14 protein-coding genes are annotated in these 23,851 nt (G+C 55.0%); 9 read left to right on the top strand and 5 right to left on the bottom strand.

Going from position 1 to position 23,851, the window contains the following annotated elements; all coding sequences use genetic code 11:
• Nucleotides 1-328 precede the first annotated feature (328 nt).
• Both IEX74_RS07990 and IEX74_RS07985 read left to right on the top strand, forming a co-directional pair.
• A complete protein-coding gene (locus tag IEX74_RS07990) occupies nucleotides 329-688 on the top strand; it encodes a winged helix-turn-helix domain-containing protein (RefSeq protein ID WP_188812874.1) in 360 nt (119 codons plus the stop codon).
• 88 nt (nucleotides 689-776) lie between these two features.
• On the top strand, nucleotides 777-3,392 hold the full coding sequence (locus IEX74_RS07985) for a TonB-dependent receptor (protein WP_188812872.1): 2,616 nt from the start codon (nucleotides 777-779) through the stop codon (nucleotides 3,390-3,392).
• 12 nt (nucleotides 3,393-3,404) lie between these two features.
• On the opposite strand, the gene IEX74_RS07980 is transcribed toward IEX74_RS07985, so the two are convergent.
• Nucleotides 3,405-4,397 (bottom strand): LacI family DNA-binding transcriptional regulator, encoded by a 993-nt coding sequence (locus tag IEX74_RS07980; protein WP_229755148.1) that lies wholly within the window; start codon nucleotides 4,395-4,397, stop codon nucleotides 3,405-3,407.
• A gap of 262 nt (nucleotides 4,398-4,659) precedes the next feature.
• On the opposite strand from IEX74_RS07980, the gene IEX74_RS07975 reads away from it, so the two are divergent.
• A complete protein-coding gene (locus tag IEX74_RS07975) occupies nucleotides 4,660-6,792 on the top strand; it encodes a beta-galactosidase (RefSeq protein WP_188812868.1) in 2,133 nt (710 codons plus the stop codon).
• Between the two features lie 126 nt (nucleotides 6,793-6,918).
• On the opposite strand, the gene IEX74_RS07970 is transcribed toward IEX74_RS07975, so the two are convergent.
• The 3 genes from IEX74_RS07970 to IEX74_RS07960 all read right to left on the bottom strand — a co-directional run bounded on the left by IEX74_RS07970 (nucleotide 6,919) and on the right by IEX74_RS07960 (nucleotide 11,084).
• Nucleotides 6,919-8,595, bottom strand: coding sequence for a sodium:solute symporter family transporter (locus tag IEX74_RS07970; protein WP_188812866.1), 1,677 nt, complete (start codon nucleotides 8,593-8,595; stop codon nucleotides 6,919-6,921).
• 142 nt (nucleotides 8,596-8,737) lie between these two features.
• A complete protein-coding gene (locus IEX74_RS07965; RefSeq protein WP_308421115.1) occupies nucleotides 8,738-9,952 on the bottom strand; it encodes an aldose epimerase family protein in 1,215 nt (404 codons plus the stop codon).
• Between the two features lie 511 nt (nucleotides 9,953-10,463).
• The gene (locus IEX74_RS07960) at nucleotides 10,464-11,084 is read right to left on the bottom strand and encodes a 3'-5' exonuclease family protein (RefSeq protein ID WP_188812864.1); all 621 of its coding nucleotides are present in this window, start codon (nucleotides 11,082-11,084) and stop codon (nucleotides 10,464-10,466) included.
• Between the two features lie 446 nt (nucleotides 11,085-11,530).
• Between IEX74_RS07960 and IEX74_RS07955 the strand changes: the two genes are divergently transcribed.
• The 6 genes from IEX74_RS07955 to IEX74_RS07930 all read left to right on the top strand — a co-directional run bounded on the left by IEX74_RS07955 (nucleotide 11,531) and on the right by IEX74_RS07930 (nucleotide 21,123).
• On the top strand, nucleotides 11,531-12,283 hold the full coding sequence (locus tag IEX74_RS07955) for a hypothetical protein (RefSeq protein ID WP_188812861.1): 753 nt from the start codon (nucleotides 11,531-11,533) through the stop codon (nucleotides 12,281-12,283).
• Between the two features lie 50 nt (nucleotides 12,284-12,333).
• Complete coding sequence (locus tag IEX74_RS07950) at nucleotides 12,334-15,108, top strand: TonB-dependent receptor (protein ID WP_188812859.1); 2,775 nt, start codon at nucleotides 12,334-12,336, stop codon at nucleotides 15,106-15,108.
• The gene (locus tag IEX74_RS07945; protein WP_188812857.1) at nucleotides 15,109-16,293 is read left to right on the top strand and encodes a DUF4249 domain-containing protein; all 1,185 of its coding nucleotides are present in this window, start codon (nucleotides 15,109-15,111) and stop codon (nucleotides 16,291-16,293) included.
• A 92-nt stretch (nucleotides 16,294-16,385) separates the two neighbouring features.
• Complete coding sequence (locus tag IEX74_RS07940) at nucleotides 16,386-17,495, top strand: DUF4249 domain-containing protein (protein WP_229755147.1); 1,110 nt, start codon at nucleotides 16,386-16,388, stop codon at nucleotides 17,493-17,495.
• A 17-nt stretch (nucleotides 17,496-17,512) separates the two neighbouring features.
• A complete protein-coding gene (locus tag IEX74_RS07935; protein WP_188812853.1) occupies nucleotides 17,513-18,673 on the top strand; it encodes a DUF4249 domain-containing protein in 1,161 nt (386 codons plus the stop codon).
• A gap of 62 nt (nucleotides 18,674-18,735) precedes the next feature.
• Complete coding sequence (locus IEX74_RS07930) at nucleotides 18,736-21,123, top strand: hypothetical protein (RefSeq protein ID WP_188812851.1); 2,388 nt, start codon at nucleotides 18,736-18,738, stop codon at nucleotides 21,121-21,123.
• A gap of 79 nt (nucleotides 21,124-21,202) precedes the next feature.
• On the opposite strand, the gene IEX74_RS07925 is transcribed toward IEX74_RS07930, so the two are convergent.
• A complete protein-coding gene (locus IEX74_RS07925) occupies nucleotides 21,203-23,761 on the bottom strand; it encodes a T9SS type A sorting domain-containing protein (protein ID WP_188812849.1) in 2,559 nt (852 codons plus the stop codon).
• Nucleotides 23,762-23,851 lie beyond the last annotated feature (90 nt).

The raw sequence follows: 23,851 nt of genomic DNA, 5'->3' as shown, positions 1-23,851 counted from the left end.
GAAAGACCTAAAACCGTTTTCTAGTGTAATCAGGCACATTTTTAACTATATAAGCCCGATAAAATATAGCATGTTGCGCAGACGTCCTCACCACCCGGTCTAAGCTAAGTACAATAATATCTACTTACTGTATCGTAATGAAACGCGCCGATGGCACTTACATTGTGTTCGCCTGCGCAGAGTAGGCGTTAGCATTTTCCAAGCCAGTATTCCTACTGCGCGGGAAGTAAAATATGGGGCTAGCTTCCGCTATTTGCCGATACCAAATTCTAATCTGTAGCGTAGTAGCTACCGTTTTCACCGATTTTAGCCGACCTTAAACACTCCTATGAAAGATCTTCTACTCGAAAACCTAGCTTTTACCCTGAATGGCCGCCTCTGGATTGAAAGTACCAACGACCGATTTCTGGGCATCGGCCGCCTCGAACTATTAGAGAAGATTGACGCCTACGGCTCTATTTCCAAAGCGGCGCAGGCTATGGGCATGTCTTACAAAAAAGCCTGGGACTTAGTTAGTTCGATGAACGCGCAGGTGCGCACGCCCTTGGTGATGACACAGGCCGGTGGCAAAAAAGGCGGTGGCGCCGCTCTTACGGTCGAAGGCAAACAGGTAGTGGAGATGTTTCGGGGTATGCAGGCTAGGTTTCAGCAGTTTATGGAACAGGAAGCTGATCTTTTGAAGGCATAGCTCGCCGGCCAAACACGTTATATTTTTTCATACATAACGAAAAAACCTAGGTACCGTAAGCGGAGCCATACCCCTGCTTTTCGTTTGTATGCACCAACGGCTACTGCTGTATTTTCTGGGTTTGCTGCCTGCGTTGCCGGTGCGGGCACAAGTCTCCCCTACTCGCCGTGCCTCTCTTAAGCCTGCGGTTGACACAATTTTCACAACCAAGAAGCATGCACTGAGTGAGGTAGTTGTGTCCGCCTCGCGCGTGCAGGAAAGCATCTTGCAGTCGCCGGTGACGGTGGAGAAGCTGAACGCCCGTGCGCTGCGCCTGACGCCCACGCCCTCCTTCTTCGATGCCCTTGAAAACGTGAAGGGCGTGCAGGTGATTACGCCGAGCCTAGGTTTCAAAGTCATCAATGCCCGGGGCTTCTCCAATACTACCAATGTCCGCTTCGTGCAGCTCGTGGATGGCATCGACAACCAGGCGCCGCACATTGGCGGGCCGATTGGGAACGCACTCGGGCCAAATGATTTAGATATCAACACCGTTGAGATTGTGCCGGGCACGGCTGCCGCGCTTTATGGGCTGAATGCCATCAACGGCTTAGCCAACTTCACGACCAAGAACCCCTTCTCGTTCGAAGGCCTGAGTGTGCAGCAGAAGACTGGCCTCAACCACGTAAACGACCCGAATACGGGCGTGAAGCTGTACTCCGAAACGAGCGTGCGCTACGCTAAGGTGCTAACGCCGAAGCTAGCTTTTAAGGTGAACGGCACCTTCAATCGGGGCTACGACTGGATTGCCAACGACCAAGCCGACATAAACTCCAGCGGGAATGCTACGACGGGCTTGTTTGGTGCCGAGAATCCGGCCCGCGACCCGGTGAGCAGCTACGGCAATGAGTCGTCGGATCGCAGCACGCTGACGCTGGGTGGCAAAAGCTACTCGGTGGCGCGCACGGGTTACAACGAGAAGGATGTGACGGATTATCAGCTCCAGACCATTAAGGCCGACGCGGTGCTGCACTACAAGCCAGGTAGCGAAACCGAGTTGGCCTACACCTACCGCGTGGCGGTGCTCGACAACATCTACCAACGCTCCAACCGCTTTCGGCTGCAAGACTACCGCTTGCAGCAGCACGCCGTTTCGCTCATGGGCCCGGTGGTGCAGGCGCGCGCTTACCTGACGCGCGAGAATACCGGCCAATCGTACAATCTGCGCTCGATGGCCGAGAACCTTGACCGCAGCTACAAGCCCGATGCTGTTTGGAATCAGGATTATACGAAAGCCTGGAACGCCGCCACGCAAGCCGGCCAGACGATAGCCGAAGCGCATGCCACCGCCCGCGCTGCTGCCGACCTAGGTCGCTATCAGCCGGGTACGCCAGCCTTTAAAGAGCAACTTAAAAAGCTGCAAGACATCAACAACTGGGACCAAGGGGCTGCCTTGCGCGTGCAGTCGGATCTGATTCATGCCGAGGGTCAGGTGAATATTGGCGAGGCATTGCGCCGGAGTAGCAATTCCTTTTTGCCAGCATACATCGACCTACTGGTTGGCGCCGACCACCGCACCTACGTCATCGTGCCGGATGGCAATTATTTTATTAATCCAAACCCCGGCAAAGATCCGCTCAACGACAACCTGACCTACAGCAAAACGGGCGGCTTCGTGCAGGCCAGGGCGCGTTTGTTGCAAGACAAAGTACGGCTCACCGCCACGCTGCGCGCCGATAAAAACGACTACTTCAACACTCGTTTCAACCCTAGGTTTACGGCCGTGTACTCGCCCACCCAGCAGCACAATTTTCGGGTGAGCTACCAGAGCGGCTACCGCTTTCCGAGCTTGTTTGAAGGTTTTTCGAACGTGAACAGCGGACAGGTGCAGCGAGTGGGCGGGCTGCGGGTGATGTCGAATGGCGTGTTTGAGAACAGCTACCTGCGCACCAGCATCGATGCTTTCACGGCCGCCATTGCCAACGATGTGAACGTAAATAAGCTGAGCCGGGCGCGGGCGATTGAGAAGAACCAGGGTTTGCTGGTGAAAAACCCCTACACCTATCTGAGCCCCGAGCACATCAAGTCGCTGGAGCTAGGCTACAAAGCCGCGCTGCTACCCGGCGGTCGGCTGCTGCTCGACATTGATTTCTACTACAACACCTACCGCGACTTCATCGCGCAGGTAGAGGCGTACGTACCCAAGACGCTGAACCCTGATTCGACGGCCATTTACCTCAGCAACCGCAACGGTCAGAACCGCTACCGGCTTTGGACGAACTCCCAAAGCAAGGTGAACAACTACGGCGGCAGCGCCGGCCTGCGCTATGAGCTAGCCGGCGGCTACCTGGCCGGCGCCAACGTCACCTACGCCCGCCTCGACCGCACCGCCAACGGCGACGGTCTGGAAGACGGCTTCAACACGCCGCGCTGGGCTTACAACCTGAGCCTGGGCAATGAAAACGCCTACAAGAACCTAGGTTTCGGCCTGAACTACCGCTGGCAGACGCGCTACTACTCCCAAACGTTTCTGGTGAACGGCGACGTGCCCGCCTACGGCAACCTTGATGCGCAGCTCAGCTACACATTACCCGCACCGAATCTACGCTTCAAGCTAGGAGCCACCAACGTGCTGAACCACTATTACTACTCGTTTTTGGGCGGACCTAGCATCGGCGGGCTGTACTACATGACCGTGACGTGGAGCCTCCCAAACAATAGCTAACAGCTGACGCTATTACGTTCGCAGCGACGACTCCCGCACCAGCAGTTCAGGCTGAAGCACAATGCGGCGCGGCGAGAAACTTCCTGATCTGTCTTCCAGCATTTCCAGGAAGAGCTTTACTGCCGATTGCCCCATCTGCTCGCAGCGCTGGTCGACGGAGGTAAGCCTAGGTTCGGTGAGGGAGGTGAAGGTTTCGTTGCTGAAACCCACCAGCGCAATATCCTGCGGCACTCGGATCTGGCGGGCTTTGAGCACCTGCATGGCCCCTACTATGGAAAAGTCGCTGGAAGAAAACACGGCATCCGGCGGCACATCAAGGGCCAGCAGCTTCTCCATGCCTTCGGTCCCGTCTTCGGTTCGCATGTCGCAGGTGTATACGAGCTGCTCATCGAGCGGCAGGCCGTGGGCGCGCAGGGCGTCGAGGTAGCCGCGGTGGCGGTTCTTATAAATGTTCAGGTGCTGCGGGCCGGCAAAATGCGCAATTCGCTGGCAGCCTTGCTCAATGAGGTGGGTAACGGCCTGGTAAGCACCCAGGTAGTCGTCGATGATGACGGAGCTGACGTTGAGGCCTTCCAGCACCCGATCGAAGAACACCAGCGGAATAGCCAAGTTGTCCACCTTATCGAAGTGCTTGAAATCGTGCGTGTTGCGTGCCAGCGAAACGAGGATTCCCTCCACTTGCGCGTTCATCAGCGACTCGATGTTCTTCCGCTCATTTGCCACATTTTCATTCGACTGGCAAATCATGATGTTGAAGCCCGACTTGCTCGCCACCGTCTCGATGCCGTGCATCACGGACGAGAAAAAATGTCCTTCGATGTGGGGCACCATCACGCCGAGCAGGTTGCTACGGCCTTTGCGCAGCGCCGCCGCCAAGTGGTTCGGCTGGTAGTTCACTTCCTTTGCCAGCTGCCACACGCGTTTGCGCGTGCTTTCGCTGATGCTGGTGTGGTTGTTCAGCGCACGCGAAACCGTGGAAACTGAGATGTTCAGTTCCTTAGCCAAATCTGCTATCGAAGCTCGGTTAGTTGCCAAATGGTTGCGGTTATCGCACTAAAAAGACAAACGTTTGCATAAACCTATCAAGGTTTTACTAGATTTCAAATGCTTAGAAGTCTTTCTTCCTGCTCTGCTGCTTTCCCTTCTTGGCGAGCAGCATCTACCTAATGGACCTAGGTTCTAAACCAGAGCTAATTTCGCTTCTTTCAGCTCTTTTCACCTGCTCTTTCCTCCTTTCACCACCTTCTTCTAAAGCGCTATTCTACTAATGACCGACTTCTTCCGTTCCCGACTGCTGAGCAGTTTACTCTTGATGCTGGGCACTTTCTTTTGTGCCCACGCGCAACCGATTGCATCGAAAAACAAAGCAAATACAACCTTTTTCAAGGACGCCGATATGATGACCATTGGGGTGTACTACTACCCCGAGGCGTGGCCGGAAAGCCAATGGGCCCGCGACTTTGCCAATATGCGCAAGCTCAACCTGGAGTTTGTGCACATGGGCGAGTTTGCCTGGGGCTTGTACGAGCCCGAAGAAGGCAAGTACACGCTCGATTGGCTGGAGCGCGCCGTGAACCTGGCTGCCAAAGCCGGCCTGAAAGTTATTCTGTGCACGCCGAGCGCCGCGCCGCCGGCCTGGCTCGCCGAAAATCACCCCGAAATACTAATGGTAGACGCCAACGGCCGCCGCATGCAGCACGGCACGCGCGAGCAAGGCAACTGGAGCTCGCCCGTGTTTCGGCAGTACGTGGAGAAGATTAATACGCAGCTAACCAAGCGCTTCGGCAAAAATCCGGCGGTAATCGGCTGGCAGATTGACAACGAGCTGAGCCATTACGGCAAGCAGTTCTCGTACGACGATTTCAGCCGGGCTAGGTTTCAGGCGTGGCTGAAGCAGAAGTACAGCACCATTGACAACCTGAACCGGGATTGGGGCAACGTGTTCTGGTCGCAGCTCTACCAGAACTTCGAGCAGGTTCGCATTCCGAATGAGCAGGAGTTGGTGGCTACCTCCAACCCACATGCGCAGCTAGACTTTCAGCGCTGGTTTGCCGACGAAGCCGCTGATTATATCCGCTTTCAGGCCAACACGCTCCGGCAAAACAGCCAAAACCAGTGGGTCACGACCAACTTCATGTCGATGCACCGCGACGTGAACCCGAGCCTCAACAGCCGCGACCTCGATATGACGACCTGGACCGTGTACCCCGTGCACGGCGACTACGAGAACAGCACCCTAGGTTTCCGGCTAGGCAACGGTGCCGCCCTCGGTTTCATGCACGATTTTGCGCGCACGCTCAACGGCAACGAAGGCGTGATGGAGCTGCAACCGGGTCAGGTGAACTGGGGCGCCATCAACCCGCAGCCGCTGCCGGGCGCCGTGCACATGTGGATCATGCACGCCTTTGGGGCCGGCGCGAAGCTCATCTGCTCGTACCGCTACCGGCAGCCGCTGGCCGGCAGCGAGCTGTACCACTATGGCTTCGTGGGCACCGATGGCGTGACGCCGCTACCCGGCGGCCAGGAATACAGCCAGGCCATGCAGGAAGTTAACCAGCTACGCAAGCTGCGGAAAGCCAACGCCAAGGAACCGGCCGCTTACGCCGCACGTCGCACGGCCTTCCTCTACAACTTCGACAACCGCTATGACCTGGATAATCATACGTCGACGACACGCTGGAATACGATGGGCCACTTGTTGCGCTACTACCGGGCCCTTAAGACCCTAGGTTGTCCCGTCGATGTGATTACCGAAGACCGGGATTTTTCACGTTACAAATTCCTGGTGGCGCCCGCTTATCAGCTGCTGGATGAAAAGCTGGTGTCCCGGTGGACCAAGTACGTGCAGGATGGCGGCCACCTCATTCTCACGGCGCGCACCGGCCAGAAAGACCGTCGGGGCCACTTGTGGGAAGGGCCGTGGGCGGCACCGATTACTGAGCTGATTGGGGCCAAGTTCAGCCCGCAGGCGTTCGACCTACTGCCCGGCGAGCTGAAAGGCAAAGTCACGGCGCAGGGCAAAACGTATGAGTGGGGCTCGTGGGGTGAAAGCCTGCTGCCGGCGCCCGGCACCCAAACCCTCGCTACGTACGCCGATCAGTTTTATGCTGGCAATACAGCCGTGGTATCGCGCAAGCTAGGTCGCGGCACCGTGACGTACGTAGGCGCGGAGTCGCTGGCCGGCGACCTGGAGCGCGATGTGCTGCGGAGCGTGTACACGGCAGCCGGCACGCCCGTGGAGAGCTTTGCTGATCAGTTCTTTGTGGAGTGGCGTGACGGTTTTTGGGTGGCGACCAACTTCACTTCACAGCAGCAAACGGCGCCGGTACCCGCCAGCGCCAAGCTTATCATCGGCAAGAAAGAAATGGAGCCCGCCGGCGTAACGGTGTGGCAGGAGTAAGCCTGTAGAACGACCCGCAGGAAGGCGTAAGCCAAGCCGGAGCTTCGTGCTACAAGCTCTACCAACAAAAAGCCCCGCCTGCGGAAGCAAGCGGGGCTTTTACATCGGAGGACCTAAAAGCTAGGCTTACCAGTAGAACGTGTAGAGCGCCGTAACAATAATCAGCACGATAACGGAGCCGATAGCGAAGCTGCGGTTGGTGCGGAACATGCTGCTGTCGATTTCGAGGCCATTGGTTTTTACGCCCTGGCTAGTCTGAACAAGGCTAATAAGGATCATACCGAGAACACAGAAGATGAACACGAAGCCCATGCGGTCTAGGAACGGGATTTCGTACACCCCATTAACCGGCACGGCGAAACCTAGCGGCGACAAGAACGACAGATCCATCATGATGGGTAGGAACTTGAGCAATACCGAAAGCAGGAAGCCGCCAATAGTGGCAAACAGCGCAGCCGCCGACGTAGCTTTCTTCCAGAAGAAACCTAGGATGAACATGGCAAAAATACCCGGCGACACGAAGCCCGTGTACTCCTGAATGTAGGTAAAACCGCCCTTTTCAATGCCCAAGTGCGGAGCGAGCAAGATGCCGAGCAGCATGGCTACCACCACCGAGATTTTACCCACGGCTACCATCTTCTTCTCCGAAGCGTTCTTGTTGAGGACTTTCTTGTAAATGTCGAGGGTGAAAATCGTGGCGATAGAGTTGGCTTTACCGGCCAGCGAAGCCACTACGGCGGCCACGAGTGCCGCAAACGACAGACCTTTCAAGCCTACTGGCAAGATGTTGAGTAGCACTGGGTAAGCACGGTCGGGTGCTACTTTTCCGTCCAACATCATTTCTGAACCAAACACATTTTGCTTGAAGAGTACGAAGGCTGCGATGCCAGGCAACACCACGATTACGGGCATCATAATCTTCAGGAAAGCTGCGAAGAGCAAGCCGCCACGAGCCGTGGGCAGGTCAGCACCCAGGGCGCGCTGCGTAATGTACTGGTTGCAGCCCCAGTAGTTGAGGTTCACAATCCAGAGGCCGCCGAGCAGCACCGTCATCCCTGGCAGGTCGATGTAGTTGGGATTGTTCCGGTCCAGAATCATGTGGAAGTGGTCGTTGGCCTGCGAAGTGAGCAGGTTAAACCCATTTATTGCTCCAGTTGTACCGTAATGCTCGGCTACTAGGTTGAGCGCTAAGTACGTGGTAGCCAAGCCACCCAGAATCAGGAAGAACACCTGAATAACATCGGTGAAGCCGATAACCTTCATGCCTCCCAACGTGATAATCACGGCGCAGATGGCAAGTCCATAGATGCAGACGTCGATATTCAGGCCCGAAACGCTGCTGGCAGCAATAGCACCTAGGTAGAGAATAGAGGTCAGGTTGACGACTACGTACAGCGCCAGCCAGAAAATGGCCATAATCATGGCTACCGTGCCATTATAGCGCTGGTGCAGGAATTGCGGCATCGTGAAGATGTGGTTCTTCAGGTACACTGGTATGAAGAACGTTCCTACAATGATTAGCGTGACGGCCGCCATCCACTCGTAGGCTGCAATAGCAAGGCCCATCTTGAAGCCCGAGCCAGCCATTGCCACAAACTGTTCAGCTGAGATATTGGAGGCGATGAGCGACGAGCCAATAGCCCACCAAGTCAGGGAGCCCTCCGCCAGGAAGTAATCTTTGGAGTCACCTTCCATCGTGCCATCATGGCCCGTTTTGCGTAGGTAAATCCATATACCGTAACTCGCTACTATAATGAAGTAGACGAAGAATACGATGTAATCAAGGGTTGCGAGTTTATTCATTGAACAGGAGGGTCATTGGGGCCGGCCCACCATCGGCGTTAGAAAGCAAGGAGTGGAAGTAGTAGCTGGAAGATGAATGAGGACCATGACCTAGCTTTTGAGGAGCCAGCCAGTAGCAGTCAAACTTAACTGTTTTTAGGCGCTACTTGCGCACGCCGAAGCGGTAAACCGTGGTGGAGTGCAGCGTGTCTCCGGGCTTCAGGATCGTGCTTGGGAACGTCGGCTGGTTGGGCGAATCGGGGAAGTGCTGGGTTTCCAGGCAGAAGCCATAGTGCTTGCCGTAGGTCACATCGCCGGTGCCTTTGAGCGAGCCATCGAGGAAGTTGCCAGTATAAAACTGCACGCCGGGCTCGGTGGTCATCGTTTCCAGGGTGCGGCCGGAGGTAGGCTCGTACACCGTAGCCGCCAGGTGCAGACCATTGCCGCCGGCGTTATTCAATACCCAGTTGTGGTCGTAGCCGCCGGGCACCTGCGCAATCCGCTCGCCGATAGTGTGCGCCGTGGTGAAGTCGAAGGGGGTGCCTTTCACCGGCTTCAGCTCGCCGGTCGGAATCAGATCCTTGTCTACTACTGTGTAGCGGTCGGCGGGCAGTGTCACTTCGTGGCTCAGCACGTCTTTGTCCTGGCCGTAACCTAGGTTGAAGTAGCTGTGGTTGGTCAGGTTGACGGGCGTGGCCTTGTCGGTGGTGGCGGCGTAGTCAATCTTCAGCTCGTCGTTGTTGGTGAGCGTGTACACCACCGTCACGTTGAGGTTGCCGGGGAAGCCTTCCTCGCCGTCCTTGCTCAGGTAGGTCAGCTTCAGCGTCTGGCCGTCGGAAGATGAGCCCGGCTCGGCTTGCCACACCACTTTGTCGTAGCCTTTCAGGCCGCCATGCAGCGTGTTCGGACCGTTGTTCTTGGCCAGCGTGTACTCTTTGCCGTCTACCGTGAACTTGCCACCCTTGATGCGGTTGCCGTAGCGGCCGATCAGGGCGCCGAAATACGGACCGGCTTTCACAAACGCGGGGCTCTGGTAGCCGCTCACGTTGTCGAAGCCCAATACAATGTTGCCTAGCTTGCCTTGCTTGTCGGGCACCAGCAGGCTCGTGACGGTGCCGCCATAATTCGTAATTGTAGCTTTCAGGCCATGGGCGTTGGTGAGCGTGTAGAGCTGCACCTCCTGCCCATCGGTCGTTTTGCCGAAGGAGGCTGAGGTTGGCATGTTCGATGAAGAAGTGGTAGAAGTTTGGGTTGAGTCGGCAGTAGCGCTGGTGCTGGTACCGGCCTGGTCGGCGGGCTTCTTTTGGTCGCAGGCGGCGAGCATAAGCAAGCCGGCCAAGCCCCCGGTCAGGATTCCGGAGCGATGAAAAACGGTCATGGAGGAGAAAAGAATAAGATAAGGTTAGGTTGGAAGACGCGCTAAGTACCTAGCCTGTCGCCGGTTACATCCGCATCAGAGCAGACCAAGATGGACCAGGCAGCAGGTTGTAGCAACTTCTTTGTTTGGGCTTTTTAAAGGTTATACCTAGGTTCAGGGCCGCAGCAGTTCTTCGGGCAGGCAGTTGCTTACTGCCCTTTTCCGAAGCTAATGCGGCTTGTTGTAGGTAATGGGACGGTAAAGTATAAATTCCTGCTCAATGCCGCAATCGTTTGCACTTTTTATAGGAGGGAAAGGTGCTTTTACCAGATAGCCGATCCGTCCTTTTTGCCTTCTCTTTCGCGTCCCAAATGACCCAGTCCCAGCGGGGCGACACCTAGGTTTAAACGACCGGTGCCGCCTCGCTGGGACTGGGTCGTTTCTATATAGCGCTTTTCCTTACCGATATGCTGCCCCATTGGGACCAAGCTCGCCTGACTTAATCCTACCAAGAACCCCAACCTAGCTCCGCTCACTCCGCTTCTTCTGCCGGGGCGGCGGGCAGCTGCTGATACAGCGGTAGCTCGTAGAAAGGCCGCAGCAGCTGAATAACATCCAAGGCATCGGCCAGGGCCTGGTGCGCCACCGTCTGGTCGGCGAAATGGGCGCGCGCCTTGCAGATGGTCATGGTGGGCAGGCGGTTATCTTTTCGCCAGTTCAGGTAGAAGGCGGCGGGGTCGAGCATGGCCGGCTCGGCCCGTACCAAGGTGCCCCAGCCCGGCAGCTGCCGCAAAAACAGCAGATCGAACGACGCTATGTTTTTGCCGGCCATCGTCACGCTTACGCAGTCTTTCTTATCCGGCTTGAAGCCTTGCGCCAGCAGAAACTCGCGCAGCTGCGGCAGCAGTTCCCCGGCCGTGCAGCATTCTGGGTTTGGTCCTTTCTGGGACAGCTCTTCCAGCAGGCGCGCATTCAGGGCCAGAGCGCCGGCCGTGCCCACGTATTCGGGGTGGCGCACGAGGCGCCGAAAGCTAGGTAGCTCGGCCAGCGGGCGCAGGTGTTTGGTATCTTCCACCACGGCGGCCAATTCAATAATCTGGTGCCGCTCGGGGTTGCCGCCGGTCATTTCAAGGTCGAGGGAGATGTAGCGCATACCCTGACGCTGTACGCGGACGCGTAGCCGGGTGTTGACTTCCGGCCCAGATTCTCTGAACCGAACCTAGGTAGCCAGCGGCGCGGTCGAAGTACTGTAGGAACGCGCCACGGCGCGTTCGTCGTGGGCCGTTGTTGAACGATGCCGCTTCGCACCTTCTGTGGGCACGTCGCCCGGACCAGAACGCGCCGTGGCGCGTTCCTACAGTACTTCGCCAGCCTGGGTAGCCTCAACTCAAATAACAAAAAGTGCATTTCGTTAAGGGCATAGTTCTACAGTCTAATCACTTTCATACATTTAGCGTTCTAAGATATCTTATAATTATAGCGGCATGCTGCGGGCCACCCGCTGCCCATGCCACAGATTTATTTTTAGCTGCTATATAGTTCATAGTCACGCATCTATTCCTTCGTCATCACATAGCCAGCGTTCCTCTATCTACCCTGATGAAAATTCGTAATATCACTGTTGGCTTGCTCCTTCTGCTGGGTACGCTTGCGGGTAGCCAATCAGCCCTGGGGCAAACGGCCAACGCGCCGCTCGCCGCCGCCCTCAGCACCGCGCAGCAGCAGTACAATGCGGCTTTCAAGGGGCACCCGCAACTCTACAACGGCCCCGAATACATCGACTACGCCAAGCGCTACGCGAAGCGCACGGGTCACCAGTTTTTTCTGTCGCCCGACAGGCTGCCCGGCAGCGTCGATTACAACGACCATCAGTTCACGGAGCTAAACCTAGGTTATGATGTCGTGCTTGGCCAGGTTGTGCTTCAGCACGCTACCAGCCCGCTTACGTTGCGCCTAATTAACGAGAACGTCCGCTCTTTTACTATTGGCAGCCAACGTTTTGTGCGCATGACGTTCGACAGCACGGCCGCCAACCTGCTCAGCACCGGGTACTACGAAGTGCTGGTCGACAGCAGCACCCAGCTGATTGCCAAGCGGGCCAAACGCATTCAGGAGAAGATAGATCAGGGCACGGTCAATGTCGAGTTTATTCCGGCTGATCGGCTATTCATCCGGAAAGCCGGTGTGTATTATGCCGTCAATAAGAAGCGCTCCGTCACCAAGCTATTCGCCGACCGCGGCAAGGAGGTACAGAAGTATATTCAGGATAACAAGCTGAAGTTCAAGAAGGCCCGCCGCGAGGCCGATATTGTGCAGCTTACCCGCTACTATGCTGGCTTGGCTCCGCAATAGCGCGGCTACCTAGGTCAAAGTCCTATTCTTTCCGTTGTGCCAGCCACTTTATGAAGCATCTCTATTCCTGGTTTGTCTTTTTATTATTCCTCCTGGCTAGCCTCACGAGCAATGGGCAGCAAGCAGAGAAAACCATCAGCGGCAACTTCAGCCACGTACCGTTCGAGCAGTTTGCCAGCCAGCTAGAGGCCCAGACCAAGCTGCGCTTCTACTTCAACCCCGCCGCCGTCGACAGCCTTTTTATTACGCTGCAAGCGCAGGATGTGCCGGTGCGCACTGCCCTGGAGCGCGCCCTGCAAAACACGCCCTTTCACTTCGCCATCGACGACGAGAACCGGGTTTTCGTTACAGCCGGCGTCACGCTGGAACCTAGCTTACCCGATAGCTTTTTCCGCTCGGAAAGGGAAGGCAACCTAGCTAACAATGCCCGCACTACCGAGAAAGCGCCCGCCAGTGCGCCGGGCCGCTCGCGCTACGTGCGCGAAGCCGAAGCCAAACTGTATGAAATCGGTAGCGGCAGCGTGCGCGGCGGCAAAGTGACGCTAGCCGGTCACATCCGCGAGCTGAAATCGGGGGAGCCGGTAATCGGCGCCACCATCTACTCCGAAGCGCCGTCGGTGGGCACCAGCACCGATCAGTTTGGCTACTACTCGCTCACGGTGCCCGCCGGGCGATACGACCTGAAAATCCGCGGCATCGGCATCAAGAACACCCGGCGCCAGGTGATTCTGCAAGGCGATGGCAAGCTGGAAATAGAGGTGGAAGAAGACATTACGCCACTGAAGGAAGTGGTAATTGAGGCTGAAAAGGACAAGAACGTATCGGGCATGCAGATGGGCCTGGAAAAGCTGGACATCAAGACCTTGCGTCAGGTGCCCACTGCCTTCGGCGAAACCGACATTCTGCGGGTGGTGCTCACGCTGCCCGGTGTGAAATCGGTGGGAGAAGGCAGCACCGGCCTCAACGTGCGCGGCGGCGCCACCGACCAGAACCTGATTCTGTTCAACGGCACCACCATCTACAATCCGTCGCATTTGTTTGGCTTCTTCTCGGCCTTCAACCCCGATATTTTGCAATCGGTGGAGCTGTACAAGAGCGCTATTCCGGCCAAATACGGCGGACGCTTGTCGTCGGTGCTGGAAATAAAGACGCGCGAGGGCAACAAGAAGAAGTTTTCCGGCTCGGGCGGCATCGGGCCGCTCACCAGCCGCATCACCTTCGAAGGACCGATCATCAAAGACAAAAGCGCCTTCATCATCAGCGCCCGCACCAGCTATTCCGACTGGATTTTGCACCGCTTGTCGAACAACTCGTTTCGGCAAAGCGCGGCGTCTTTCTATGACATCAGCGCCAACATCAGCCATCAGCTGAACGAGAAAAACTCGCTCTACCTCACCGGCTACCTCAGCGCCGACCGGTTCCGGCTCGCCAGCGACACGACGTATCAGTATCGCAATCAGACAGCTAGCTTGAAGTGGCAGCACAACTTCAACAACAAGCTCTACAGCGTCTTGACCGGTGCTTACAGCCACTACGCCTACGACATCACGAGCGAGAAAAACCCGGTCAATGCTTCGCGGCTGAAATACGGTATCAAGCAAACCAGCCTGCAAGCCGATTTCAGCTACTTCCCCAGCTCCAAGCACACCGTTGATTTTGGGGTTAGCTCGCTGGTCTACAACATCTCGCCCGGCAGCCTGACCCCGAATGGTGAAAATTCTCTAATAGCTCCCGATATCCTGGCCCGCGAGCAAGCCGTGGAAAGCGCAATTTATGCTTCCGACCGGATTGATTTCACCCAGCGCCTTTCGCTTTCGCTCGGGTTGCGCTACTCACTCTTCAATGCCCTAGGTCCGCGCGACGTGTACCAGTACACGCCGGGCGTATCGCGCACCGAAACCAGTATTATGGATACGGTGCGCTACGGCTCGGGCAAGGTATTGGCCACGTACCACGGGCCGGAATATCGGATGTCGTTGCGCTACGGCCTGACGGACAACTCGTCGGTGAAAGCTAGCTATAACCGTACTCGGCAGTACATCCACCAGCTTTCCAACACCGCGTCCGTGTCGCCGGCCGACATCTGGAAGCTCAGCGACGCTAACATCCGCCCGCAGGTCGGCGACCAGTACTCCATTGGCTACTACCACAACTTCCGGGCAAATACCATCGAGGCGTCGGTAGAAACCTACTACAAATCGCTGCACGACTTCGTGGATTATAAGAGCGGCGCCACGCTCATCCTGAACCATCACATCGAGACGGACATCGTGAATGCGCAGGGCAAGGCTTACGGCGTGGAAGTGCTGGTAAAGAAGCTGACGGGCAAGATCAACGGCTGGGTGAGCTACACCTATTCCCGCTCGCTGGTGCGGGTGAACGCCGGCACCCCGGCCGATAGGATCAATGGCGGCCGCTACTACCCCAGCAACTTCGACAAACCCCACGATTTCACCCTGATCGGTAACTACCGCTTCAGCCGGCGCTTCAGCTCTTCCCTGAACTTCACCTATAGCACGGGCCGCCCTATCACGCTGCCCTTAGCGAAATACTACATAGCTAATTCATTGCGCGTGTACTACTCCGACCGCAATGCCTACCGCGTACCCGACTACTACCGCGCCGACCTAGCTCTGAATATCGAAGGCAACCACAAGGTGAAAAAGCTAGCCCACAGCTCCTGGACCCTAGGTGTGTACAACCTGACCGGGCGGCAAAATCCTTATTCGGTGTACTTTAAGTCGGAAAACGGGCAGATCCGGGGCTACAAGCTCTCCATCTTCGGTCGCCCCATCCCGACGCTCACCTACAACTTCAAGTTCTAGATGCGGGCTTCTCTCTTTTTTGTTCGCGTAGCGCTGTTCTGGGGCATACCCCTGCTACTTCCCGGCTGCATCGAGCCTTACATGCCCGCTGCCATCAGCTCCCCGCAAAGCTACTTAGTCGTCGATGGCTGCATCAACAGCCAAGGTGTCACGACGATTAACCTCTCGCGCACCTACGACATAGTCACCCAAACGCCACCGCCGGTAGAAACCAAAGCTACCGTGGCGATTGAGCAAGAAGATGGCCCGCACTATCCTGTAAACGAAAGCACAACCAAAGGCACCTACACCTCGCCTAACCTGACCCTAAATACTGCTAAGAATTATCGGTTATTTATTCGCACAGGGGCCGGGCAGGAATATGCTTCAGCCTACGTGCCGGTTAAAACCACCCCGCCGATCGACAATGTCGCTTGGCGTGCTACGGATGCTGGCCTAAACATCTACGTCAACACGCATGATGACACAAAAGCTAGCCAGTACTACCGCTGGGAATACGAGGAAACCTGGGAAATCAAGCCGCCTTATTCACCCATCGTAGAATATAAAAATAGACAGATACAGGATATCACTACCTTTTTTCCAGCCACATGTTGGGGCAATAACCAATCTACTGCTATCCAGATAAGCAACACCACGCGCTTGACCCAAGACGTCGTCTCTGATTTCCTGATCTGTTCATACCCTACTACATCAGAGCGGCTACGCAGCAAATACAGTATTCTAATTAAGCAACATGCCCAGACTCAGGAGGAGTACCAGTACTGGGAGTTACTTAAAAAGAATACCGAAAACATTGGCACCCTGTTCGACCCACAGCCCGCTCAGCTGACCGGCAACGTTAGGTGCCTCAGCAATGAGACGGAACTGGCGATGGGGTTCGTAGGCGCACACTCCCTGGAGAAAAAGCGAATCTTCATCAGTCGGATGGACTTGCCCCAGAAGTGGCTTATCCAGTCGGGTTATGAGAGTTGCGTGCCCCCCGACACTATCTTTCTTACTAAACCCTTTCCGCCACCTCCGCCCGCCGTAACCCTACAATCTTACTTTGGCAACCCCAACTATCTTCCTATTTATCCTGTCTATGACCAGATGGGGGCAATAATCGGTTATACAGCTCAGTCACGTGACTGCATCGACTGCCGCACGCGCGGCACGGCCTTGCGACCTAGCTTCTGGCAATAACTACTGGCCAAATGCGTACTATCCTCCCTGCAACTCGAGTCTTGCTATGCTGGTGCTTATTGCTCCTTCTCCCCAGCTGTATCGAGCCTTACATGCCAGATGCCATTAGTTCTACGAAGCGCTACTTAGTTGTGGATGGCTTTATTAATAGTAGAGGCATTACAACCATCAAGCTCTCCCGCACTTACGATATAAGCTCCAGCACCACTTCGCCGGTAGAGACTCTAGCTACTGTATCAATTGAGGAAGAAGGAGGGCAGCGCTACCTGCTGCGTGAAGGTAGCACCAAAGGCACCTACACCTCGGCGAACCTAGCCTTGAATACAATCAAGAACTACCGCCTGCTCATCCGTACTACAGCTGGCAAAGAGTATGCGTCCGACTATACACCAGTCAAAACCACACCACCAATCGACAACGTCACTTGGCACCCGACAGATACAGGCTTAGGCATTTACGTCAATAGCCATGATGACGCGAATGCAACGCAGTACTACAAGTGGGAGTACGAAGAAACCTGGGAAATTATACCGTTGCTTTCTCCCCAGCTTGAATATAAAAACAGTATCATACAGGAAATCACAACTCTCTTCCCTAAGGTATGCTGGAGTACTGCCCAATCTACAGACATCAAAATCAGTAGCACCACCCGCTTGACCCGGGATGTCGTCTCTGATTACCTACTCCGCTCATTCTCAACTACTGCTAACCAGTTCCGGTATAAATACAGCATTCTGGCAAAGCAATATGCTCTGACACCGGAGGAGTATAATTATTGGGCATTACTTAAGAAAAACACCGAGAACATCGGAACGCTGTTTGACCCACTGCCTGCCCAGATTACCGGTAACGTTCATCCACTCAACGATGAAGCCGAACTTGCCTTAGGCTATGTTGGGGTTCGTTCAGTGGAAGAAAAACGAATCTTTATCAGCCGCTCGGAGCTGCCCGCTAACTGGAACGTCTTGACTGGCTACGAAGTATGTGTGCCCCCTGATACCATTTATATTGACCGGCCTAAGCCTCCTCCTCCTCCTGTCGCAGATATCTTACGCTCGGCTTTTGGTCTAGGATCAAGTAGCTGGCCTCTTGCCCCTGTTTACGATGGATCTAACACGCTTATAGGCTACACGTCTGCGACCCTAGATTGTGTAGACTGCCGCAGACGCGGCACGGCTGTGCGACCTAGTTTCTGGCAATAATTTCTTGTTACCTCTCAATGTATACCTTAGCCGTGCTTGTTCGTGCATTATCGCTCTGCTGCTTGGTGCTGCTACCGGGCTGCATCGAGCCTTACATGCCCGAGGCTATCAGCTCTACCCAGAGCTACCTGGTAGTGAATGGCTTTATCAACAGCCAGGGCAGCACCAGCATCAACTTGTCGCGCACCTACGACATAGCGGCCAAGACTCCGCCTCCGATAGAAACCGGCGCTACTCTCGCGCTTGAGGAGGAAGGTGGCACGCGCTACCCGTTGCGCGAAAGCACTATCAAAGGGACCTACACGTCGGCTAACCTAGCCCTGAACTCCGGCAAGCAGTATCACCTGCTCATCCGTACGGCAGATGGCAAAGAGTATGCGTCCGACTACGTTCCGGTGAAGACCACCCCAGCCATCGACAACATCAACTGGCAGGCGTCTGAGGCCGACCTGGCTATTTACGTCAACACTCACGATGACACCAACACGACCCAGTACTACCGCTGGCAGTACGAAGAAACCTGGGAAAGTCGACCTGTTCTGGCTCCAAACATAGAGTATCTGAATGGTGAGATACAGCCGCTAAGAACATTCTACCCCTTAGTGTGCTGGCAAAGCGACAAATCGACGCCCATTCTGGTGAGCAACACAGTTGCATTACAGCAAGATGTTGTCTCCCAATTTCTCCTGCGTTCTTTTCCGAACACCACGAATCGGCTGCGCCATAAGTACAGCATCCTGGTGCGGCAGCACGCCCTGACGCGGGAAGAGTACCAGTACTGGGCGCTGCTGAAGAAGAACACCGAGAACATCGGCACGCTGTTCGACCCGCTGCCGGCTCAGCTCACGGGCAATGTGCACTGCCTCAATGATGAGTCGGCGCTAGCCCTAGGGTATGTCAGCGCCCACTCTGTGCAGGAGAAGCGCCTCTTCATCAGCCGCAATGAACTGCCCAACTGGTGGCCGCTGCAATCTGGCTACGAAGACTGCGTTCCGCCAGATACGGTCGAGAATTTCCCGCCAGACTTAGCCCAAAGGTTCAGTAGTCGCCTTTTCCTGCCCGTGAATACAGTATTTGACCCTAAAAACGGTTTGATATCAGGATATACATACACGGTCCTGGATTGTATCGACTGCCGCAAGCGCGGTACCGACGTGCGACCTAGCTTCTGGCAATAACTTCCCCCTTACGTTCTATCCTCTCCCCGATGACTATTGGCAAAAGACTACGCCTTGCTGGCATGACTACCAAAGTCCTTCTTTTCCTATGCTTTTGGCTAACAGCCACCGGGACTGCCTACAGCCAGGGTGGCGCATTAGACAGCCTAGGTCGGCGGTTCGGACGCTATCAGCAGGCAGCTCTCCACGAAAAGCTTTTCCTGCACCTAGATCGGCCGCTTTACCTCAGCGGCGAAACGATGTGGTTTAAAGCCTACGCCGTAGATGGCACTTCCTGTAAGCCTCTACTGATGAGTACGGTAGCCTATGTGGAAGTACTCGACAAAGCGAACCGACCCGTGCTGCAAGGCAAGATCCCGCTGAAGCAAGCCAGCGGGCAGGGCTCGTTTGTGCTGCCGGCGTCATTGGCATCGGGCGTGTACACGGTGCGGGCCTACACGGCCTGGATGCGGAATTTTGGCCCCGAGTACTATTTCCAAAGCCCCGTAACTATCATTAATACCTCGACGGCCTCGGGTGTAGCCGTCAGCAAAGATTCGACAGCCTACGACGTGCAGTTCTTCCCGGAAGGCGGCAATCTGGTGCAGGGTCTCAGTAGTAAGGTGGCCTTCAAAGTAACCACCAAAGCCGGCACCGGTGCCGCGGCAGAAGGCAAGCTGCTCAACCAGAGCGGCGCCGTCGTAGCGACCTTCAAAACCCTGCGCTTCGGGATGGGCAATTTCACGTTCACGCCCCAGGCCGGCACCACCTACACGGCCCAGCTCACCCTAGCTAACAAGCAGGTAGTCAAACGCAAACTCCCGCCGGTGTACGAGCAGGGCTACGTGCTGCGCCTGGAAAGCCGGGGCGCCAATGCCTTAGCCTTATACGTCAGTGCCACGAACACACAGCCCGAAACGGTTTTCTTGCTGGCTCATTCGCGGCAGCAGGTAGTGGTGGCCGTTAAAGGGCAGTTGCTTAATGGTCAGGCCATTTTCCCCGTTGATGCAAGTCAGCTGGCCGATGGAATTTCGCACTTCACCTTGTTCAACGCTGACCAGAAGCCCGTGTGCGAGCGGCTGTACTTTCAACCGCCTAAAACCAAGCTTACCATTAACGCCCGCGCGGATAAAAGCCAGTATACCACGCGCGAAAAGGTATCTGTGGACCTAGGTGCCGTGGCGGCGAACACCCAAGCGCTTACTGCGAATATGTCGATGGCCGTGTACCGGCTCGATTCGCTGACCACGGCTCCTACCACCGACATCAATAGCTACTTATGGCTGGCTTCGGATCTAAAAGGCACGGTAGAGCACCCGGAATATTATCTGACTGCCACCAGCCCGGAAGCCGCCGAGGCCGCCGACAACCTAATGCTGACCCAGGGCTGGAGCCGTTTCCGGTGGGAGCAGGCCCTGGCGCCTATGCTGGCAGCCTTCCCGCACCTACCCGAGCTACATGGTCCTTTGGTGCAGGGGCGGCTTACGCAGGCGGGCACCAACCAGCCCGTGAAGAGCATACTGACCTACTTGTCGTCGCCCAGCCGGTTGATCCGGCTCCAAAGCGCCCTGAGCGACGCCGATGGCAGCGTGCGCTTCGAGCTAGGTGATCTGTATGGCGCCAAAGAAATCATGGTGCAAACGGACCCGCAGCAGGACAGCACCTGCCGGATTGAGCTTTTCAACTCATACTCTTCGCAATACGCCCCCGCCGCAACACCTAGGTTTGCGCCACTCATCCGCTTCCAGCAGGATTACGCCAAGCGCCACTTCCAGAATCAGGTGCAAAACGCCTTCGCCGATAGAGCCCGCAACCGCTACTTGGCTCCTGTGGTTGATAGCCTGGCTTTTTACGGCAAGGCTGACGAAACCTATCTGCTGGATAAGTACACTCGCTTCAAGGTATTGGAAGAGGTGATGCGCGAATACGTGCCGGGCGTACTGGTCCGCATCCGCAAAGATGGCTTTCACTTTCTGGTGGTAGACCGCCTTACCAGGTCGACGTTCAACGACAACCCCATGGTGCTGCTCGACGGCGTCCCGATCTTCAACGTCAACAAGATCATGGCCATGGATCCGTTGAAAATTCAGAAGCTGGAGGTAATTACCAGCCGCTATTTTCATGGCTTGGCCGTGTACAGCGGCGTGGTAAGCTACACCACCTACAAGGGCGACCTAGAAGGCTTCAAGCTCGACCCTAGGGTACTGGTGCAGCAGTACGAAGGCCTGCAAGGCCAGCGCGACTTCTACGCCCCGCGCTACGACACGCCCCAAGCCACCCAAAGCCGCCTACCCGACCTGCGCAACCTACTGTACTGGAACCCGGCCATCACGACCGGCACGGCTCCTACCAAGCTTGACTTTTACACCGGCGACCAGGCCGGGCGGTATATGGTGGTGGTGCAGGGCTTGGTTTCCAATGGGCTGGCGGGCAGTGCTAGCTTTACCTTTGAGGTGAAGCCTACGTTGTAGAACTTGTTGCCGTATCCTAACAGTAGCGCCCGCAAGCTAGTGCAGCTTGCGGGCGCTACTGTTAGGAAAGCTATACTGATTACTGGATTACCACCCGCCGTGTCACTGGTCCATCGGCATAGTTTACGCGGAGCAGGTACACGCCCGGGGTTACTTGGGGGATAGCCAACTTCATAGCTGTTTCCTTCACTTGATATACTACTACTGTTCTTCCAGTTACATCTATCAAAGAAATAGATTGAGGTTTAGAGACAGCATCTACTTTTACTGTAAGCTGATCATGTGCCGGATTAGGGTACACCATAATCTTGACTTGATCAAGGGCCTCCTTCGTGCCCGTGACAGTGGCCGGCTGGAGCTTCACCACTCCCATAGCCAAGCGGCCATTTACCTGTGTGAAAGCACCGCCTACCAGGGTTGCTCCATCGGGCAGAACCAGAAGCGTCCGGACACTAGCAGTTTGACCAAGGGTACTTGTGCCGAAAAAAGTAGTGTTGAAGCTATTATCTAATCGTCCATTAGAGTCTAACCGAATAAGGTTATACAGAGAAGACGTTGAGTTGCTCGCTAGCTTAAGCTTTCCACCAACTAATACTTTATCGTCGGGCTGAACAGCCAGACAGGTAACACCAATTTCTGTAGCTGCTCCTTCGTACCCTTCGATTGGTGCAGAGAAAACCGGGTCAATGGCTCCAGTAGGCACAAGGCGGTATAGCACATCATTCTGCACCCCGTAGCTATAAAACACTGTCAGGTAGCTCCCGTTCGATTGCTGAGCCGACAAGCTAAGGCTTCCAGTAGCTATACTTCCTGGCACAAAGGCAAAGGTTGGGTCTGGCGCACCAGTGGGTAGTAGCCTTGTTGCTATCGGCTGGTCGGTATTGGTCATACCAATGCAGGTGATTTTACCATCTGCCTGCAAGAGTGCCGATACGCCTCGTAATTCACTTACTGAAGTTGGGTTAAAGCTAGTATCCACGGTACCATCAGGGAGTAAGCGGATTAAGTGCTTACGGCCTTGCGCGTCTGAAAACCAACCACCTACCAATATTCGCCCATCTGGTTGAAGCGTTAATAGTGAAATAGCGGTGGAAGTGTAACTGGGAGGTGGACCAAGCGTCATGGAGAACTCCACATCCAGTGAGCCATCTACATTGAGACGCTGCAAATAAATCTGTTGTGGACTACCATATTTCGATACTCTTCTAGCTAGCAAAACTTTACCATCTGGTTGGCCAACCAGATGCGTTATTATACCACTGTTATCCTGGTTGCGATAAGAGAAAGTAGCATCGGGAGTACCATCAGGCATCAGGCGAGCTAACTTGTCTGTTAGAACGGATCCAACTGTTTGGAAGTCACCGTTCACCAGCAACTTACCATCCGGTAACCGAACTATTTTACTGACCGCACTCGGCTGTTGCAGCAAAGGCGCAAAACCAGGCACTACAGCGCCCGTTGATTCTAATAGCGCCAAGCTCCGGCGTTGTCCATTGAAATTCCAGAAATAGCCTCCTACCAATAGCCGTCCATCTTCCTGAAGACGCAAAGCTTGAATTACTTCATCAGGCCCATCACCTATTTGGAAGGACGCATCTTGGCTGCCGTTGGCTTCCAGCCGAATTAGTTTGGTCGTATTGAGCGGTAAAGTATAGCGCGACTGAAGCGCTGCTACTATTTTTCCGTCCTCTTGCAGCACGAGGCGCTGCACATTAACTCCACTCATGCTGGCATCCAACTTAAAAGTTTGATCAGGACTACCATCAGGCAATAACCGGACAATACTGCCGGTAGATGAGCCAAATATGTTATCGCCGTAACCAGCTACCAGCACACGACCATCTGGTAGTAAGGCGGCATCTTGTGCAGCGACATTATTACCTGGGTTATTATTGGCATCAAATCCATTATCGAGTGAGCCATCCGCATTCAGACGCACCACAATTCTATTTCTTACGCTACCAAATCCCAACTGCCGCCCTACTACCAAAATTTTGCCATCGGGTTGCACAAGTAGCTTACTGATACTTACATCTGGCACAGCGTTAGGCTGAAAAGAAGCATCACGGCTACCATTGGGCAGCAATCGCAGCAGTCCGATATTGCTTCCTGAGTTAGGACCTCCTACCAGGATGCGACCATCAGGCTGCACCGCCGCTGCGGTAGCCGAAAAGAAATTGGGAAGCGAAGTAATTAGAAAACCAGTGTAGCGGGTACCATCTAGGTTTAACTGCAACAACGTAGAGCCAAGTGAGGATTCTCCCGCTAGTTGCGCACCAACCAGCAAAATTCGCCCTGACGGCAGCATTTGCAGATTTGCAACACGTCTTAGCCCAGTCGCATTAGCTGCAAACGTCTGGTCGAGCGTACCATCTGTATTCAGGCGAGCAAGAGCCTGTACATCAGTTCCTCCATTAACACGCGTGAAGCTACCTGCCACTAACCACTTTCCATCCGGCTGCTGTAATGCGTCATTAATTACGGCAGTTTGGTAATAAGAACTAAGCTGAAAAGATGGGTCTAGCTGTTGTGCCTGCAACCTTGAAAATACCAGCAGTAAGGCTGATGTGAGATAGAATACATGAACCCTTAGTAAGCTTGTCATACTTCTACTGGAAATTGTTAGAGATGAAACCATAAAAAAATAGTAGAGCCCATAAATATTCCTATCTCAGGGTTCTATATGGCAGATTGCCCAACTAACCATAGGGTTGCTTTGCCTCGTATT

The organism is Hymenobacter cavernae, from assembly GCF_014641455.1.
Lineage (GTDB): Bacteria > Bacteroidota > Bacteroidia > Cytophagales > Hymenobacteraceae > Hymenobacter > Hymenobacter cavernae.
Note: the sequence above shows the minus strand (reverse complement) of the source record. Positions and strands in the feature narration are given on the sequence as shown.

Excerpts from the sequence above, each read along its gene's own strand:
- IEX74_RS07945 (WP_188812857.1), top strand. The coding sequence starts at position 15,109 with ATGCGGGCTTCTCTCTTTTTTGTTCGCGTAGCGCTGTTCTGGGGCATA.
- IEX74_RS07925 (WP_188812849.1), bottom strand. The coding sequence starts at position 23,761 with ATGGTTTCATCTCTAACAATTTCCAGTAGAAGTATGACAAGCTTACTA.
- IEX74_RS07960 (WP_188812864.1), bottom strand. The coding sequence starts at position 11,084 with ATGCGCTACATCTCCCTCGACCTTGAAATGACCGGCGGCAACCCCGAG.
- IEX74_RS07940 (WP_229755147.1), top strand. The coding sequence starts at position 16,386 with ATGCCAGATGCCATTAGTTCTACGAAGCGCTACTTAGTTGTGGATGGC.
- IEX74_RS07935 (WP_188812853.1), top strand. The coding sequence starts at position 17,513 with ATGTATACCTTAGCCGTGCTTGTTCGTGCATTATCGCTCTGCTGCTTG.
- IEX74_RS07965 (WP_308421115.1), bottom strand. The coding sequence starts at position 9,952 with ATGACCGTTTTTCATCGCTCCGGAATCCTGACCGGGGGCTTGGCCGGC.
- IEX74_RS07930 (WP_188812851.1), top strand. The coding sequence starts at position 18,736 with ATGACTACCAAAGTCCTTCTTTTCCTATGCTTTTGGCTAACAGCCACC.
- IEX74_RS07990 (WP_188812874.1), top strand. The coding sequence starts at position 329 with ATGAAAGATCTTCTACTCGAAAACCTAGCTTTTACCCTGAATGGCCGC.
- IEX74_RS07950 (WP_188812859.1), top strand. The coding sequence starts at position 12,334 with ATGAAGCATCTCTATTCCTGGTTTGTCTTTTTATTATTCCTCCTGGCT.
- IEX74_RS07970 (WP_188812866.1), bottom strand. The coding sequence starts at position 8,595 with ATGAATAAACTCGCAACCCTTGATTACATCGTATTCTTCGTCTACTTC.
- IEX74_RS07955 (WP_188812861.1), top strand. The coding sequence starts at position 11,531 with ATGAAAATTCGTAATATCACTGTTGGCTTGCTCCTTCTGCTGGGTACG.
- IEX74_RS07985 (WP_188812872.1), top strand. The coding sequence starts at position 777 with ATGCACCAACGGCTACTGCTGTATTTTCTGGGTTTGCTGCCTGCGTTG.
- IEX74_RS07975 (WP_188812868.1), top strand. The coding sequence starts at position 4,660 with ATGACCGACTTCTTCCGTTCCCGACTGCTGAGCAGTTTACTCTTGATG.